General features: G+C 71.6%; 13 protein-coding genes. 6 read left to right on the top strand and 7 right to left on the bottom strand.

What is annotated here, in order from left to right:
- Positions 1 to 5: 5 nt before the first annotated feature.
- Positions 6 to 818: a helicase-related protein gene (locus UQW22_RS18575; protein WP_407318684.1), complete on the bottom strand. Its 813-nt coding sequence runs from the start codon at positions 816 to 818 to the stop codon at positions 6 to 8.
- Between the two features lie 175 nt (positions 819 to 993).
- On the opposite strand from UQW22_RS18575, the gene UQW22_RS18570 reads away from it, so the two are divergent.
- From UQW22_RS18570 to UQW22_RS18560, 3 genes are all read left to right on the top strand, one after another.
- Complete coding sequence (locus UQW22_RS18570) at positions 994 to 1,308, top strand: hypothetical protein (RefSeq protein ID WP_407318683.1); 315 nt, start codon at positions 994 to 996, stop codon at positions 1,306 to 1,308.
- A 1-nt stretch (position 1,309) separates the two neighbouring features.
- Positions 1,310 to 1,855 carry a DUF4276 family protein gene (locus UQW22_RS18565; protein ID WP_407318681.1) on the top strand — a complete coding sequence of 182 codons (546 nt, stop codon included), beginning with the start codon at positions 1,310 to 1,312 and terminating at the stop codon, positions 1,853 to 1,855.
- 347 nt (positions 1,856 to 2,202) lie between these two features.
- Positions 2,203 to 3,216: a Fic family protein gene (locus UQW22_RS18560; protein ID WP_407318680.1), complete on the top strand. Its 1,014-nt coding sequence runs from the start codon at positions 2,203 to 2,205 to the stop codon at positions 3,214 to 3,216.
- On the opposite strand, the gene UQW22_RS18555 is transcribed toward UQW22_RS18560, so the two are convergent.
- Positions 3,143 to 4,177 carry a histone-like nucleoid-structuring protein Lsr2 gene (locus UQW22_RS18555; protein WP_407318678.1) on the bottom strand — a complete coding sequence of 345 codons (1,035 nt, stop codon included), beginning with the start codon at positions 4,175 to 4,177 and terminating at the stop codon, positions 3,143 to 3,145. The genes UQW22_RS18560 and UQW22_RS18555 overlap by 74 nt on opposite strands.
- A 114-nt stretch (positions 4,178 to 4,291) precedes the next feature.
- Here UQW22_RS18555 and UQW22_RS18550 point away from each other — a divergent pair, with 114 nt between their 5' ends.
- Positions 4,292 to 5,059: a hypothetical protein gene (locus UQW22_RS18550; RefSeq protein ID WP_407318676.1), complete on the top strand. Its 768-nt coding sequence runs from the start codon at positions 4,292 to 4,294 to the stop codon at positions 5,057 to 5,059.
- A gap of 6 nt (positions 5,060 to 5,065) precedes the next feature.
- Here UQW22_RS18550 and UQW22_RS18545 read toward each other — a convergent pair whose 3' ends face one another.
- The 3 genes from UQW22_RS18545 to aceA form a co-directional block, all read right to left on the bottom strand.
- Positions 5,066 to 5,494, bottom strand: a complete 429-nt coding sequence (locus UQW22_RS18545; protein WP_407318675.1) for a hypothetical protein — start codon at positions 5,492 to 5,494, stop codon at positions 5,066 to 5,068.
- 143 nt (positions 5,495 to 5,637) lie between these two features.
- Positions 5,638 to 7,266 (bottom strand): malate synthase A, encoded by a 1,629-nt coding sequence (gene aceB / locus UQW22_RS18540; RefSeq protein ID WP_407320860.1) that lies wholly within the window; start codon positions 7,264 to 7,266, stop codon positions 5,638 to 5,640.
- A gap of 175 nt (positions 7,267 to 7,441) precedes the next feature.
- Positions 7,442 to 8,785: an isocitrate lyase gene (gene aceA / locus UQW22_RS18535; RefSeq protein WP_407318674.1), complete on the bottom strand. Its 1,344-nt coding sequence runs from the start codon at positions 8,783 to 8,785 to the stop codon at positions 7,442 to 7,444.
- 154 nt (positions 8,786 to 8,939) lie between these two features.
- Between aceA and UQW22_RS18530 the strand changes: the two genes are divergently transcribed.
- Positions 8,940 to 10,433, top strand: a complete 1,494-nt coding sequence (locus UQW22_RS18530) for a helix-turn-helix domain-containing protein (protein ID WP_407320859.1) — start codon at positions 8,940 to 8,942, stop codon at positions 10,431 to 10,433.
- A gap of 213 nt (positions 10,434 to 10,646) precedes the next feature.
- Complete coding sequence (locus UQW22_RS18525) at positions 10,647 to 15,425, top strand: NAD-glutamate dehydrogenase (RefSeq protein ID WP_407318673.1); 4,779 nt, start codon at positions 10,647 to 10,649, stop codon at positions 15,423 to 15,425.
- A 3-nt stretch (positions 15,426 to 15,428) separates the two neighbouring features.
- Here UQW22_RS18525 and UQW22_RS18520 read toward each other — a convergent pair whose 3' ends face one another.
- Positions 15,429 to 16,643 carry an acetyl-CoA C-acyltransferase gene (locus UQW22_RS18520; protein ID WP_407318672.1) on the bottom strand — a complete coding sequence of 405 codons (1,215 nt, stop codon included), beginning with the start codon at positions 16,641 to 16,643 and terminating at the stop codon, positions 15,429 to 15,431.
- Entirely contained in the window at positions 16,640 to 17,284 is a 645-nt protein-coding gene (locus tag UQW22_RS18515) for a 3-oxoacid CoA-transferase subunit B (RefSeq protein WP_407320858.1), read from the bottom strand. The genes UQW22_RS18520 and UQW22_RS18515 overlap by 4 nt, the downstream gene beginning before the upstream one ends.
- Between the last annotated feature and the right edge of the window lie 64 nt (positions 17,285 to 17,348).

Genomic DNA, 17,348 nt, shown 5'->3' with positions numbered 1-17,348 from the left:
GCGCGCTACGCCCGGAGGCCGAGGCCGTGGGCGATCTCTTCCTCGGTCACCCGCTCGGGGACGACGACGGCTCCGGAGAGCGCCACCTTGCTGCGGAGGAGGCGATCGAGGTTCACCCCGAACGAGTCGACGTCCGGGTGCAGGGCCATGGGGTAGTACACGTGTACCGGCCTGGTCTGCCCGATCCGGTAGACACGGTCGGTGGCCTGCGCCTCCTTCGCCGGGTTCCAGTGCCGTTCGAGGTGGATCGCGTGGTTCGCGCCGACGACGGTGAGCCCGACCCCGGCAGCGAGTGGCGACATGATGATGACGCCGAACCCCTCGCGGGCCTCGAAGCGCCGGATCCGTTTGACCCGCGAGTCGGTGGAGCCGGTTGCCGGGGTGTCCCCGTTCACGACGTCGACGGGCACGCCGTAGCGGTCACGCAGCCACGTCGCCAGGGCTCGCTGCATGGCCTTGGTCCGGACGAACACGATCGCCTTCTCCCGAGCGGTCCGGACGGTGTCGAGGATGGGCGAGATCGCTGTTGCGGTCCTCGCCGACAGCGACAAGACCTGGGCGCCGTCCAGGAGGTCCTCGTGCACGAGGCCGGGATGGAGGCAGACCTGTCCGAGGTCGTGGAGCTGGTGCCACCGACGGTCGAGGTCCTCGTGGTCGATGCCTGGCCCGAGGTTGGGTGACAGCTCGAGGGATCCGTCGGACTCAGGCTTGACCGTGACTCCGATCGTGGTCGGTTCGACCGTCGTGAAGCTCTCGAAGTGGCGCAGGTCGAGGGAGAAGCCGTCGTCGCGGATCGCCGGGTCGTCCGAGCGTGCCATGCGGCGCGCGCTGCAGCTCGGCGACGAGTCGCACGTTCTTGGTCTCGGACCGACGGCTGGCCGTGACGTTCTGGCGGCTCTCGACGGCGCGCAGTGTGTGTAGCGCCGGCGGGCTGAGCCGGAAGATCTGCTCGTAGGGCGGCAGGCCCACCGTGACGACGGCTCCGGAGCGCTGGTGAGCCTCGTCGTACGTGTCGAGCTGCAGGGCCAGGTCGACCGCGAAGGTGGGTTCGGGTGTGCGGCCCGTGAACCGGACGTCGATGGTGCCGGGGAACCGGTCCGGGAGGCCGAGGATCTGCGCTTCGTCGTCGCGGAGGCGGGCGAGGTCGTCGGCACTGATCTCGAACCCGCGGTCGGCGGGATAAGCCCGTCCCTCGTCGGCCAGCGACTCCAGGACGAGGTGCTGCTCGGTGACGGTCCGGGTCGCCGTCCCGTCGAGCAGCTCGGCGAGAACTGCTGGCGTGGCGTCGGTCGTCGAGGGGCATGGTGAGGTGCACAGCCTGCCGCGTCTGCTGCAGCGGATCGCGTGGGAACGGCACGGTGTCTACGTCGACGCGCTGAAGCCTCATCGCGTTCCTCGCGCCAACATGGTGCGTCGGCCGGAGGGCTTCCGGAATGCCGTCCGACTCCAGGCGTCCCGGGTGGCGGGGCGCGGTGGTGTGCTCGTGCTGGCTGACTCCGACGACGACCCGGCGGATCTCCTGTGGCGTCTCGACGAGTCGGTGCGCGAGGCGAAAGCGTCTCGGCCGGTCATCGTCACTCTCGCGGTGCGTGAGTTCGAGGCGTGGTTGCTAGCCGGCATCGAGTCGCTGCGGGCCCATCGGTCCGTGACCGACGATGCCGCGTTCGACGGCGATCCCGAGGAGCCGAGGAACCCGAAGGGCCGACTCGAACAGCTGATGGACGAGTCCTACGGATCCGTCCGGCACCAGGTCGCCTTCGGTGCGCTGCTCGACATCGACCAGGCCGCCGACAGGTCGCCATCGTTCGCACCTCGACGCCGTCGCGACACTGGTCGTGGCTGGGTAGGCTCGTGAACAGATGCCCCACGCCTCTCGACGAAGCGCGAATCGGGGGATCTTTCTTGCTTGCGCTCGGCCCGCCCACTGCTACCTTCGATTCATTCGTCTTCCGATGTTAACGTGGTGCTGTGGCATCGGATAGCGGGTGGCCCGCCTTCGGAACCGAGACGCTCCTGTGGGAGCCCCCGGACGCTGACTACGGCCCGCGGACTGGCCGGAGCGCGCGGAGCGGCCCGTACGAGGCTGCCGTCCCGGCGCGCATCTCGGGGGCAGACCTGCGGCTCGACAGCTCGACCTCGGCCCTGGTCGCCGAAGCGAGTGCGGAGATCGCACGGCTTGACGGGGAGTCACTCGGCTCGCTGATGTCGTTTGCTTCCCTCCTCCTGCGGACGGAGGCGGCGAGCTCGTCACAGATCGAGAACCTCACGTCGTCCCCCAAGGCCATCGCACTGGCCGAGCTCGGTCGCCGAGGACGCGCGAGCGCCGATGAGATCGTCGCCAACGTCGGCGCAATGACGCGCGCGCTGGAGGTGGCGGACCGGCTGAACGCGGACGCCATCCTGGCCATGCACCGCGTGCTCATGCGTGACCACATGCCGAGTGCGGCCGGGGTGTGGCGCGACTCCGCTGTGTGGATCGGCGGATCTGCCCGCAGCCCTCATGGATCCGACTACGTCGCTCCGCCCGCCGAGCTGGTACCTGCGGCGATCGACGACCTGAAGAACTTCATCGCTCGCGACGACCTGCCGGCGTTGGCGCAGGTCGCCATCGCGCATGCCCAGTTCGAGAACATCCACCCCTTCCCGGACGGCAACGGGCGGACCGGGCGGGCCCTGATGCACGCCCAGCTGCGGCACGCAGGTCTGACGAGGCACGTCATCGTGCCCATCTCGGCCGGCCTGCTGGCCGAGACCGAACGCTACTTCGCAGCGTTGTCCACGTACCGATCGGGTGACCCACTGCCGATCGTCGGGCAGGTGTGTGAAGCGGTCTTCCCCGCCTTGCAGAACGCCCGTGCCCTCATCGCCGACGTCACCGAGGCGCGGGAACGCTGGAGCGAGGTGATCAGCGCGCGGCGCGGCGCGGCCGCCTGGCGTCTCGCGGACCACCTCGGCAGGAGACCTGTGATCGACGCGCGGCTGGCGGCCGAACTGCTGGGTGTCACCACGGTCAACGCCCAGGTGGCGATCGATCGGCTTGTCGAGGACGGCGTGCTCGACCAGATCGGCAGAGGAGCGCGTGACCGGGTGTGGCAGGCGCCCGAGGTGGTCGAAGCCATGGAGCGGTTCGCCGAGCGAGGCATCACCGGGTGGTCTGAGGGGCTGCCTGCTCGAACGCCTCGACGACGGCGCGCGGGAGCCGACCGCGGGCGCTGATCTCGAACCCCTGCTGGGTGGCCCATTCCCGGATCTCGGCAGGGCTCGCTGTCGAGGCCGCAGTCGACGGAGTCGACAACGGAGCCGAGGCCGCGAGTGGTGCGGTCGCGGAGGCGCTCTGCGCGGCTTGCTGGGCGGGCTGGAGGCGATCCAACAGCACCTCGAAGTCGTCCGGGGTGACGCTGCGGGTGCCGAGCTCGGTGGCGTTCGCCATCTTCCCACCCGAGAACGAACCGTCGGTGACGAGCATCGTCGTCCGGCGGGACACGTTGCCCATCACGCGCACGCCGAGTTCCTCGGCGCGCCGTTCGAGCCGAGACCGCTGCGCCTCGTCGCATCCCGTGAAGACCACCTTGTCGCCGACACGCAGCGGATCGCCGAACGGCCAGTCGTCCGGCAGCGGCATCAGCCCGGCACCGAGCCGGGCCGCGCGGGCGTCGTCAGCGTGCTGGATCATCTCTCGGATCGTCGCCGGTACCACCTCGAGCAGCTCGGCGATCTCGTAGAGCTCAGAGCGTTCGTCGCGGGACACGTGCCCGTCGTCGAGAGCGCGATGCGCGAGCGCGGTGACGAATGCGCGGTGGGCCGTCGCCACCTCGTCGCGGCCCATCTCGTAGATCTCGATCAGGTCGTTCAGCGCACCCGCCTCATTCTCACTGATGACTCCGTCCTCGAGGACGTCTACCAGAAGTTCGAGGTAGGACACCGCTCCGGCGAGGGCCCCGTCGTCAAGCATCTCGGTCAAGCCGAGACCAGCGAGCTGCTGAACGAGCGGTGGCTGCTTCGGGCGTGGCGGCGTACGGCGGGTCCCGCGCGGGCCATTGGCTGAACGTGTGCGCGCCGGCGCCGCGACAGGGGCGCGCGTCGGGCCGTCCGGCCAGGCGATCGACGACGCCTCGGCCGTCTGGCGTCCCAGTTCATCGTGCCGAGGAACGCTGGGCATCGTCAGGTAGCGCTGCATCAGCTCGGCCGTCGCCCGCGCGTCTCCGAGCGCCGAGTGCGCGCCTTGCAATCGAACGCCCGCGGCGGCACAACAGTCGGCGAGCGGTCGACGGTCGAGATGCGGTAAGTAGTGGTGACTTCCCTCCAGGGTGCAGAACGCCGGCACGTACGGGAGGTCCCACCCGCTGCGCTCGTACTCGGCGCGGAGGAACGCCAGGTCGAATTTCCCGCATCGCTCGGCGCCTGGCAGACCGACGCCCTGGGGTTCCTGCTGGATTCGGTACCAGACGACCTCGTGGTGACGGGAGGGGGCGTCCTCTTCGGCGTGCTGATGCTATGGGTGGCGACTCGGGCACTGCGCCGGGCGGCGCATCGCACCCTCACGCTGCCCGGCAGAGACTCGGCCGGAACCTGGGGTGCCCTGTTCGTCATCATGGTGGCCGTATCGTTCACGGCCGTCGTGGCCCCAGGATCACGCGGCGTCGTCTGGCTCGGGTACTCGATGGTCATCATCCTCGTGCTCGGTTACGTCGCTTGGACCGCGCTGCATCTGCGGGCACACGTCAGTCGGGTTCGTGCACTCAGAGCGCTCGGCGTGACGGTAGAGCGAAGGTGGTACCGCCCCTGGCTCACCGTCGCCGCGGCTGCCGCACCCTGGCTCGTGGATCTTGGTGGAGTGCTGGTCAGCCGGATACCCGATTCCACGCCTGTCGGTGTAGTGCTGACCGTGATGGCATTCTCCGCGCTGGTGGCTCCGGTCCTGCTGTGGGTGCCGCTGCTCGTCGTTCAGCTGATCGCGTTCAGCAACTACTTCGGGCGAGTGCGGACGCGATGGGAACAGATCCTTCGCACGCATCCCGTTGAACGGGCGACGGAGCCTCTCCGGGAGCACACGGTCTGAAGGGGATCAGCCGGCGTCGTCCATCGCCAGCGGCCGGACCGCCCCACCGGCGGCGACGAACAGCCCGTGCAGCCGGAAGCCTCGCTCGGCGGCCTGGACGCGCAGGGCGTCGTTCCAGGCGCGGTCGGCGGGGGAGACCGATCGCTCGCCGGGACGTTCGAGCATGGCCACGACGGAGCCGCCGGGGACGGACTGCTGTGTGACGGAGGCGATCACGCCCCCGAAGCGGGCGGCGTCGTCGTCGCTGGGGCGGTCGGGGACGTCGCGGACGGGCACGGCGATGCCGGTGACGCGGTCGTCGGCGTCGAGCCAGGCGAGCGTGAGGACCCGCTGGCGGGGCAGGACGCCGCCGCACAGGAAGGTCGCGAGCTCGAGGAGGGCGGCGTCGTCGGCGACCTTGTCGCCCGGGCGGAAGGAAGCGGTGGTGAGGTCCATGGCGCCCACCCTCCCGAACCCGCGCCCACCCCGCCGCCACCATCCACAGCCTGTGGACAGCCCCCTCCAGGTCCGGTGCCGAACAGGAGGTTGGGCCCGCTTTGCAAGGTCAAAGCGGGCCCAACCTCCTGCTCGGCACCCGCTCAGAAGTAGCGGGCGTACGCGCTCGTCGTGAGGAACGGCGGGAACTCGTCACCCAGCGCCACCTCGCGGAAGATCGCCGCGGCGTCGTCGAGCCGGTCGCCGGCCGTCCGCGGCGTGGACCGCAGCAGCTCGCGCAGCATCGACTCGCACAGCGCCCCGGTCACGGCGACGCCGTCGTCCGTCACCGTGCCGCAGTGGATCCACTGCCACACCTGGGACCGGGAGATCTCCGCCGTAGCGGCGTCCTCCATGAGCGAGTCCAGGGCCGCCGCCCCGGTGCCCCGCAGCCACGAGGCGATGTATCGGACCCCGACGGAGATGTCGGTGCGGAGCCCGGCCCCGGTGATCGTGGCGCCCTCCCGCCGGGCCGAGGCCACGTCGAGCAGCTCCGCCTGGCCGACCGTCACGTCGTCGCGCAGCCGGCCGACCTGGTTCTCGCGCTCCCCGAGCACCGCGTCGAACGCCTCGCGCGCGACCGGGATGAGGTCGGGGTGGGCCACCCACGACCCGTCGAACCCGTCCCCGGCCTCGCGCTCCTTGTCGGCGCGGACCTTCGCGAAGGCCTGCTCGGTCACCTCGGGCGACCGGCGGTCCGGGATGAACGCGCTCATGCCGCCGATGGCGTGCGCCCCACGGCGGTGGCACGTCGCGACGAGCAGCTCGGTGTAGGCCCGCATGAAGGGTGCGGTCATCGTCACCTGGGCCCGGTCCGGCAGCACGTAGGAGTCGCCCCGGTTGCGGAAGCACTTGATGACGCTGAACAGGTAGTCCCAGCGCCCGGCGTTGAGCCCGGCGCAGTGGTCGCGCAGCTCGTAGAGGATCTCCTCCATCTCGAACGCGGCCGGGAGCGTCTCGATGAGCACCGTGGCGCGGATCGTGCCGCGCGGGATGCCGAGCGCCTCCTGGGCCAGCTCGAAGACCTCGTTCCACAGCCGGGCCTCGCGGTGGCCCTCCAGCTTGGGCAGGTAGAAGTACGGACCGCGCCCGCGTCCGACCAGCTCGTGGGCGTTGTGGAAGAGGTAGAGCCCGAAGTCCACCAGCGAGCCGGACGCCGGTTGCGTGGAGCCGTCCGTGCCGGTGTAGGCCAGGTGCGACTCGAACAGGTGCCATCCGCGCGGCCGGAACACGATGGTCGGCATCTCGGTGAGCTCCGCGGTCCGCAGCGCGTACCGCTTGCCGGGCGTCCGTCCGCCGTCCGACGACGGCGCCTCGTACGTCAGCTCTCCCCGGATCGCGGAGCGCAGCGCACGCTGGCCGCCGACGACGTTCGCCCACGTCGGGCTGGAGGCGTCCTCCGCGTCGGCCAGCCACACCTTCGCCCCCGAGTTGAGCGCGTTGATCGTCATCTTCGGGTCGGTGGGCCCGGTGATCTCGACGCGGCGGTCCGAGAGCCCAGGTGCCCCGGAGGCACCGGCGACGCGCCACGACGGGTCGTCGCGCACGGGGCGGGTGACGGGCAGGAAGTCCGGGTCCGCGCCGTCGGCGATCTCGCGGGTGCGGCGCTGCCGGGTGAGCAGCAGCTCGGTGCGCGCGTCGGCGAACTGGTCGTGCAGCAGGGCGAGGAACTCCAGCGCCGCCGGGGTGAGGATCTCCTCGGAGCCGGGCACCGTGGGTCCGACGACGTCCATGGTTCCTTCAGCGATGGTGGCGGAGTCGGCCAGGGCGGTGCCGCGCGGCGGCGTCGCGGGCGAGCCGGTCGAGCGGGCCAGGGTACGGGGAGGGTCGGCGATCGTGGTCATGGTGTACCTCCAGGTTGCCGCGGCGGGACGAGGGGAGCGTCCCGCCGCGACGGTGGTGAGCGAGTCAGAACTGAGCGGCCTCGGTGGAGCCGGCGAGCGCGAGGGTGGTGGCGTCGGGGTTGAGCGCCGTGGACACGCGGTCGAAGTAGCCGGTGCCCACCTCTCGCTGGTGCTTCGTGGCGGTGTAGCCGCGGGTCTCGGCGGCGAACTCGGCCTCCTGCAGCTCCACGTAGGCCGTCATCTGCTCACGGGCGTAGCCGTGGGCCAGGTCGAACATGGAGTGGTTGAGGGCGTGGAAGCCCGCCAGGGTGATGAACTGGAAGCTGAAGCCCATGGCGCCGAGCTCGCGTTGGAACTTCGCGATCGTGTCGTCGTCGAGGTGCTTCTTCCAGTTGAACGACGGCGAGCAGTTGTACGCCAGCATCTGGTCGGGGAACTCCGCCTTGACGGCCTCGGCGAAGCGCCGGGCGAGGTCGAGGTCCGGCGTCCCGGTCTCCATCCAGATGAGGTCGGCGTACGGCGCGTAGGCGTGGGCGCGGGCGATGCACGGCTCGATGCCGTTGCGCACCTCGTAGAAGCCCTCACCGGTGCGTCCGCCGGTCAGGAAGGGACGGTCGCGCTCGTCGACGTCGGAGGTCAGCAGGGTGGCGGCCTCGGCGTCGGTGCGGGCGATGATGACGCTCGGCACGTCGGAGACGTCGGCCGCCAGGCGCGCCGCGTTGAGGGTGCGCACGTGCTGCTTGGTGGGGATGAGCACCTTGCCGCCGAGGTGGCCGCACTTCTTCTCCGAGGCGAGCTGGTCCTCCCAGTGCACGCCCGACGCGCCGGAGGCGATCATCGACTTCATGAGCTCGTAGGCGTTGAGCGGTCCGCCGAACCCCGCCTCGGCGTCGGCCACGATCGGCGCCAGCCAGTTGCGGGACGGAGGGTCCCCTGCGCTCTCGGAGACGTCGATCTGGTCGGCGCGCAGCAGCGCGTTGTTGATACGACGCACGACGGCGGGCACGGAGTTGGCGGGGTAGAGCGACTGGTCGGGGTACGTCTGCCCGGACAGGTTGGCGTCACCGGCCACCTGCCAGCCCGACAGGTAGATCGCCTTGAGGCCCGCCTTGACCTGCTGCACGGCCTGGTTGCCGGTCAGGGCACCGAGGGCGTTGACGTAGTCCTCCGTGTGCAGCAGCTCCCACAGGAGCTCGGAGCCGCGGCGCGCGAGCGTGTGCTCCTCGCCGACGGAGCCTCGCAGGGCGACGACGTCCTCGGCCGCGTAGTCCCGCGTGATGCCCGCCCAGCGGGGGTCGGTGGCCCACTGCTCGGCGAGCGTGGCGGCGGTGGTCACCTGGTCGCCGGGCCGGCGCGTCGTCGCGGTGCTGCCGGACGTCTGGGCCTCGGTCTCGAGGATCGCGGTCATGGTCCTGCCTTTCGTCGTTCGGCCTGCCGAGGGAATCGCCCTCGAGACCGACTCTGCGGCCTGCGCAACCCCTGTGGCGAGGATCTGGGGGCAGAAGTTTCGATGTTCTTCTCCTTGGCAGAAGCCATGGCGCATGTCACGCTGGGGCATGGCCATGACGACGACGTACCGGCCGCCGGCGGCGCCTCCCGCGCCGTCCCCGGTCGCGGAGGAACCCGACGCGCTGACGATCGGGCGCCGCATCCGGCACCTGCGTCAGCAGCGGGGGATGACGCTCGAGACCCTCGGAGACGCTGTCTCACGTGCTCCGTCACAGATCTCCATGCTCGAGAACGGCAAACGGGAGCCGACGATCGCCCGGCTGCAGGCGATCGCCCGCGCTCTCGGCACCAGCGTCGACGACCTGCTCTCCCCAGAGGCTCCCTCGCGGCGCGACGCGCTGGAGATCGAGCTGGAGCGCGTGCAAAGAGGTCCGCTCTTCTCCGTGCTCGGCGTCAAACCGGTCCGGGTCGGGAAGTCGCTGCCCACCGACGCCCTGGAAGCGATCGTGTCGTTGCAGGCCGAGCTCGAGCGGCTGCACTCCGAGCGCGCCCTCACCCCCGAGGAAGCACGACGCGCGAACACCGAGCTGCGCGCCGACATGCGGGCCCAGGACAACTACTTCCCGGACCTGGAGATCGTCGCCCGCTCCCTGCTCGACGACGTCGGGCACACGCGCGGACCGGTGCCGCAGCGGGCGGCGGTCGACATCGCCTCGCACCTGGGGTTCTCGATCCACTACGAGTCGGACCTGCCGCACTCGACGCGCGCCGTCATCGACCAGCGCCACCATCGGGTGTACCTGCCGAGCAACGGCATCCGGGGCCGGTCCGACGCCCGCTCGGCGCTGCTGCAGGCGCTGGCCTCGCACGTCCTCGAGCACACCGAGCCGCGCGACTACGGCGAGTTCCTGCGTCAGCGCGTCGAGGCCAACTACCTGTGCGCGGCGCTGCTGCTGCCCGAGCGCGAGGCCGTGAAGCACCTGCGCGAGGCCAAGGACGTCCGGGCGATCTCCATCGAGGACCTGCGCGACGCCTTCGCGGTGTCCTACGAGACGGCCGCCCACCGGTTCACGAACCTCGCCACGCGCCACCTGGGCATCGGGGTGCACTTCATGAAGGTCCACGAGTCCGGTGCGATCCACAAGGCGTACGAGAACGACGGCGTGCGGTTCCCGGGCGACGCGCTCGGCACGGTGGAGGGTCAGCACGTGTGCCGGTACTGGACGGCCCGGGTGGTGTTCGACATCGCCGACCGGCTCAGTCCCTACTACCAGTACACCGACACCCCGACGGGGACCTACTGGTGCACCTCTCGGGTCTCGGACACCCCCGACGGCCGGTTCTCCGTCAGCGTGGGTGTGCCGTACGCACAGGTCAAGTGGTTCCTGGGGCGGGAGACGACGGCGCGCTCCATCTCGCGCTGCCCCGACGAGTCGTGCTGCCGCCAGCCCTCGCGCCCGCTGGCCGAACGGTGGGACGGGCACGCCCTGCCCAGCGCGCGCCCGCACGCCTCGATGCTCGCCGCGATGCCCTCGGGGGCGTTCCCCGGCGTGGACACCACCGCGGTGTACGAGTTCCTGGAGCGTCACGCCCCGCGCGACGTCTGACCCTCCCTCCCGAGCTGTCAGCCCCTCGTGGGCGTCGACCCCGTCCTCGTCCTGACAGCTCGGGGCGCTGCCCAGTTGTCAGACCCACGACCCGGTACGCACCGACCAGGGTCTGACAGCTCGGGAGGGCTGGCCGGTGGGGAGCGAGGCCCTTGGATAGCATCGAGACGACCCAGCCACTGTCGGCACCAACGATGCAGAACGAAGAGGTTCATGACCGACGACGCCGCCTCGGACCCGCAGATCCTTCGCGCCCTCGAGGCGTACCCCGACGAGGTGCGCCGCCGCGCGCAGCAGCTGCTGACGGCCTACACCGCCGAGGACCTCGCCGAGCGGGAGCCGCGCGACATCGTCGGCGCCGTGGTCTCGACGGTCCGCTTCGCCGCTCACCGCGAACCGGGGCAGACGCTCGTGCGGGCGTTCACCCCGACCCTCCGGGAGGACGGCTGGACGTCGCGCCGCACGGTGATCGACGTCTGCACCGACGACGCGCCGTTCCTCGTCGACTCCGTGGACGCGGCCGTCAACCGCCACGGCGGCACGGTCCACCTGCTGCAGCACCCCGTGGTCGGCGTCCGCCGGGACGAGCACGGCGGCCTGCTCGAGATGGGGGCGCACGGCGGTCGCCCCGAGTCGTGGATGCACCTGGAGACGGACCGGATCGCCGGGCAGGAGGACCGGGACGCGCTCGTGGAGCGGATCCAGGACGTCGTCGGTGACGTGCACCGCGCCGTCGGCGACTGGTCGGCGATGCGGCGCGCCTGCCTCGACATCTGCACGGACCTGCGGGTCCAGCCGCCTCCCACCGCCGACCCCGACAGCATCGCGCCGACCATCGAGTTCCTCACCTGGCTCGCCGAGGACCACTTCACGTTCCTCGGCTACCGCGAGTACACCCTCGAAACCATCGGCGGCGAGGACGTGCTGCGCCCCCTGCCCGACACGGGCCTGGGCATCCTGCGCCGGCCGACCTCCGCCGTCGTGCACCTGCGGCCCGAGGCGCGGCGCACGGCACGCGAACCGCGGCTGCTGACCATCACCAAGGCGAACTCGCGCGCCACCGTCCACCGGGACGTCTACCTCGACTACGTCGGGGTGCGCACGTTCGACGACGCCGGGAACGTGACCGGTGAGCGCCGGATCCTCGGGATGTTCACCTCCGCGGCGTACGCGTCCTCGGTGCTGACCGTGCCGATCGTCGCGGCCAAGGCGCGCGCCGTGCTCCGCGCGTCCGGGTTCGCACGCGACTCGCACTCCGGCAAGGACCTCCAGCAGGTGCTGGAGCTGTACCCGCGCGACGAGCTCTTCCAGGACACGCCGGAGCACCTCAACGAGGTCGCCAGCCAGGTCACCCGGCTGCGCGAACGTCGTCGGACACGGATCTTCCTGCGCAGCGACGAGTTCGGCCGCTTCGTCTCGGCGATCGTCTACCTGCCGCGGGACCGCTACAACACCACCGTGCGGCTGCGCATCGAGGCGCTGCTGCGGGACGCCTTCGGTGCCGAACGGGTCGAGCACGCCACCAGGGTGGGCGACTCCCCGCTGGCGCAGCTGCACTTCGTGGTCCGGGTGCCGCGGGACACCGTCGTGGGCGAGATCGACGACGAGGAGCTGCAGCGGCGGCTCGAGGACGCCGTGCGCACGTGGAGCGCGGCACTCGTGGACGAGCTGCACCACGTCCACGGCGAGGAGGAGACCGCCGACGTCCTGGCCCGCTACGGGTCGGCATTCCCCGAGGCGTACAAGGAGCAGGTCGCACCCACTGCAGCCGTCGGGGACATCGCCCGCCTCGACTCGTTGTCCGAGGACCGCCCCATCGCGGTGCACCTGTACGACCCGGACGACGAGGACCCGCGCGAACGCCGCCTGACCGTCGCCTCCCTGCACGAGCAACGGCTCACCCGGGTGCTCCCGCTGCTGACCGACCTCGGCGTCGACGTCCTCGACGAACGGCCGTACGCCCTGCGTCTCGCGGACGGCACGACGCGGTACATCTCCGACTTCGGGATCACCGCGCCCGACCCGGCGCTGTGGGGGGGCGACGGCGCCGCCGAGGCGCTCGAGGACACCTTCTGCGCGGTGTGGTCGGGAGCCGCCGAGAGCGACGAGCTCAACGCGCTCGTGCTCCAGGCGGGCCTGTCCTGGCGGGACGTGGTGATCCTGCGGGCGGTCGGGCGCTACCTGCGGCAGGCGGGCTCGGCGTTCTCCATGGAGTACATCGACGAGGCGCTGATCGCGCACCCCGACAAGGCCGCCGACCTGGTCCGGCTGTTCGCGCTGCGGTTCGACCCCGACCTTGCCGACGGCCGGGACGAGGCGGTCCGGCGGGCCACGGACGCGTTCGTCGACGCCCTGGACGACGTCGCGAGCCTCGACCACGACCGCATCCTGCGGTCGTTCGTCGGCGTCGTCGACGCCACGCTGCGCACCAACTACTACACCCGGGACGCCGCCGGGTCGCCGAAGACCTGGGTGTCGATGAAGCTCGACTGCGCCCGGGTCCCCGACCTGCCGCTCCCGCACCCGATGGCGGAGATCTGGGTGTACTCGCCGCGGGTCGAGGGTGTGCACCTGCGGTTCGGCAAGGTCGCGCGCGGCGGTCTGCGCTGGAGCGACCGGCGCGAGGACTTCCGCACTGAGGTGCTCGGGCTGGTCAAGGCGCAGATGGTCAAGAACGCCGTGATCGTGCCCACCGGCTCCAAGGGCGGGTTCGTGGCCAAGTGGCTGCCGGACGCCGGCGACCGCGCGGCGTGGCTCGCCGAGGGCCAGGAGGCCTACCGCACCTTCATCCGCGGGATGCTGGACATCACCGACGACCGCGCCGGCACCGACGTCGTGCCGCCGGACCGCGTCGTCCGTCACGACGGCGACGATCCCTACCTCGTGGTGGCGGCGGACAAGGGCACCTCGTCCTTCTCCGACATCGCGAACGAGATCTCCCGGGAGTACGGGTTCTGGCTCGACGACGCCTTCGCCTCGGGCGGGTCCGACGGCTACGACCACAAGGCGATGGGGATCACGGCGCGCGGGGCCTGGGAGTCGGTGAAGCGGCACTTCCGCGAGCTCGGCCACGACGTCCAGTCGCAGGACGTCACGGTGGTCGGCGTGGGGGACATGTCGGGTGACGTGTTCGGCAACGGCATGCTGCTGTCGGAGCACATCCGGCTGGTGGCGGCGTTCGACCATCGGCACGTCTTCGTCGATCCCGATCCCGACGCCGCGACGTCGTACGCCGAGCGGCGCCGGCTCTTCGAGCTGCCGAGGTCCACGTGGGCCGACTACGACCGCGGCCTGATCTCCGCCGGGGGCGGCGTCTTCCCCCTGACGGCCAAGTCGATCCCGGTGACGCCGCAGATGGCCGAGGCGCTCGGCCTCGAGCCGGGCGTGACCGGCCTGACCCCCAACGCGCTGAAGAGGGCCGTGCTGCTCGCCCCGGTCGACCTGTTCTGGAACGGCGGGATCGGTACCTACGTCAAGGCGGCCGACGAGTCGCACGCAGAGATCGGTGACCGGGCGAACGACGCGATCCGCGTCGACGGCGCCGACCTGCGCGTGAAGGTCGTGGGGGAGGGCGGCAACCTCGGCGCGAGCCAGCGGGGACGGATCGAGGCGGCGATGTCCGGCGTCCAGATCAACACCGACGCGATCGACAACTCGGCCGGGGTCAGCACCTCCGATCACGAGGTCAACATCAAGATCCTGCTCGGCACGGTGATGCGTGCCGGCCGGCTGACGCTCGCCGACCGCAACGACCTGCTCGGGTCCATGACCGAGGAGGTCGCCGAGCAGGTCCTGCGGGACAACTACGAGCAGAACGTCCTGCTGGGCAACTCCCGGGCGAACGCCGCGGTGATGCTGCCGGTGCACGCCCGGCTGATGACCTCGCTGGAAGGGCGTGGCGAGCTCGACCGGGACCTGGAGGCGCTGCCCGACGCCGCAGAGATCGAGGCGCGGATCGAGCAGCAGCAGGGTCTGACCCGACCGGAGTTCGCCGTCCTCATGGCTCACGCGAAGCTCGCGCTGAAGGCGGACCTCACCGAGTCGGACCTCGCGGACGACCCCTGGTTCACCCGCACGCTGGCCGCCTACTTCCCGCGCGAGATCCGCGAGGGCTACGCCGACGACCTCCCGTCGCACCCTCTCGCGCGCGAGATCGTCGTCAACGCGGTGGTCAACTCGATGGTGAACCGCGGGGGGATCTCCTTCGCCTTCCGCGCCGCGGACGAGACGGGTGCACCGACGGAGCAGATCGCCCGGGCGTTCGTCGCGGCGCGGGAGATCCTGGACCTGCACGGTTTCGTCGAGGCGGTCGAGTCCACCGACAACGTGGTGGGCACGAGCGTGCAGACGGACCTGTACCTGGAGTTCCGCCGGCTGCTCGACCGCGCCGCCCGCTGGTTCGTGCAGCACCGCGCGGACCGGGTCGACGTGGGCGCGGAGATCGAGGCCTTCTCGGGCCCGGTGAGCACGTACGCGTCGCGGCTGGACGAGCTCCTGCGTGGTACCGAGCTGGAGGAGTACACGGAGCGGGTGGCCGAGCTGGAGGCGGCGGGCTGCGACCCGGCGCCCGCCCGTCGGGGGGCGGGGCTGCTGGGGTCGTTGCCCCTGCTGGACGTCGCCGAGATCGCCGCCACCCGGGACCGCGACCTCGACGAGGTGGCGCAGACCTACTTCGCCCTCTCGGGGCGCATCGGCCTGGCCGACCTGCTCACGGCCGTTTCCGGTCTGCGGCAGGACGACCGGTGGGACTCGATGGCGCGCGCCGCGCTGCGCGACGACCTGTACGCCGTGACGGTGGACCTGACGGCGTCCGTGCTCGAGCACACGGGTCCCGGGCCGGACGTCGCCGCGCGGATCGAGGCGTGGCTCGACGGTGGCGGCGCCACGACACGGCGGGCGATGGACGCGCTGGCCACCGCGCACGCCGTGGAGGAGCCGGGCCTCGCGGCCCTCTCCGTCGCGCTGCGCCAGCTGCGCTCCCTCGTGCGCTGAGGATCACGCCTCCAGCAGCAGCGCTTCGCCCTGCCCGCCGCCGCCGCACAGCGCGACGGCGGCCCGTGCGTGCTCCTGGCCGTCGGCACGCCGCCGGGCGAGCTCGTGCACCGCGTGGACGGCCAGGCGCGCTCCGGACGCCCCGATGGGATGGCCGAGCGAGATGCCGCCACCGTGCGGGTTGACGACGTCCGACGGCAGGCCGAGCGCGCGTGTCGAGACCGTGGCCACGACGGCGAACGCCTCGTTGATCTCGACGTGGTCGAGGTCCTGCGCGGACCAGCCCTCACGGCTCAGTGCCGCGGAGATCGCGTGCGCGGGCTGCGAGTGCAGCGAGGTGTCGGGGCCGGCGACCTGACCGGCCGAGCGCACGGTGGCCAGGACGGGAACCCCGGCCGCCTCGGCGCGCGCCCGCGTGGTCAGGACCAGGGCCGCGGCGCCGTCGGAGATCTGCGAGGAGTTACCGGCCGTCAGGGTCCCGGAGGGCGAGAACGCGGGGCGCAGCCGCGCCAGGCTCTCGGCGGTGGTGTCGGGCCGCACGCCCTCGTCGGAGGAGACGACGACGGGGTCGCCCTTGCGCTGCGGCACCTCGACGGGTGCCAGCTCGGCGGTGAAGACGCCGTCCTTGGCGGCGCGGGCCGCCCGCTGGTGCGAGGCGGCCGCGACGGCGTCCTGCTCCTCGCGCGAGACGAACACGTCGTCGGTGTTGTGCTCCTCTGTGCTCAGGCCCATCGCCTGGCCGTCGAACGCGTCCGTGAGCCCGTCGCGGGCGACGGCGTCGAGCAGCGTCGCGTCGCCGTACCGGAAGCCGGAGCGGGCACCGGGCAGGAGGTGCGGGGCGTGGGTCATCGACTCCTGACCACCGACCAGGACGGCGGTGGCCTCGCCGGTGCGCAGCAGGCGCGCGCCGTCGACGACGGCCGTCAGCCCCGACAGGCACACCTTGTTGACGGTGACGGCGGGCACGGTCATCGGGACGTCGGCGGCGACGGCGGTCTGCCGGGCCGGGTTCTGCCCGGCGCCGGCCTGCAGCACCTGGCCGACGATCACGGCGTCGACCGCCGCGGCGACGTCCGCGGCGCCGGCGAGCGCCGCCCGGGCGGCGACGGTGCCCAGCTCGACGGCGGACAGCGTGGCGAGGGAGCCGCCGAGACGCCCCTGGGGGGTGCGGGCGGCGGAGACGACGACGACGTCGTCGGGTCGGGGAGCGCTGGTCATGGCTGAGCCTTTCTCGGTGAGTCGGTGCCCGCGTCGATGCGCAACGGTGCCCCGGTGGCGGCGACGACCTCGTCCGTCGTCACCCCGGGGGCGAGCTCGCGCAGCACGAGGCCGTCGTCCGTCACGTCGATGACGGCGAGGTCGGTGATGATGCGGTCGACGACGCCGCGGCCGGTGAGCGGCAGGGTGCACTCGGGCAGGATCTTCGGGGACCCGTCCCGGGCGGTGTGGTCCATGAGGACGATGAGCCGGCGGGCGCCGTTGACGAGGTCCATCGCGCCGCCGGGACCCTTGACCATCTTGCCGGGGATCATCCAGTTGGCCAGGTCGCCGGTGGCCGAGACCTGCATGGCTCCGAGGATCGCGGCGTCGATCTTGCCGCCGCGGATCATCCCGAAGCTGGTGGCGGCGTCGAACACCGACGCCCCGGGCAGCAGCGTCACGGTCTCCTTGCCGGCGTTGATCAGGTCCGGGTCGACCTCGTCCTCGGTGGGGTAGGGACCCACGCCGAGCAGACCGTTCTCGGACTGCAGGACGAGGTGGCGGCCGGGTGGGACGTGGTTGGGCACGAGCGTGGGCATCCCGATGCCGAGGTTGACCGACGAACCGTCGACCAGCTCCGCGGCGGCCCGTGCGGCCATCTCGTCGCGGGTGCGGCCGCGTCGTGGCGGCGCCCCGGTGTCGGAGGTCGGCGGGGACTGCGCG

Source organism: Isoptericola halotolerans (genome assembly GCF_045689585.1).
In the GTDB taxonomy this organism is placed as follows: Bacteria; Actinomycetota; Actinomycetes; order Actinomycetales; family Cellulomonadaceae; genus Isoptericola; species Isoptericola halotolerans_B.
Note: the sequence above shows the minus strand (reverse complement) of the source record. Positions and strands in the feature narration are given on the sequence as shown.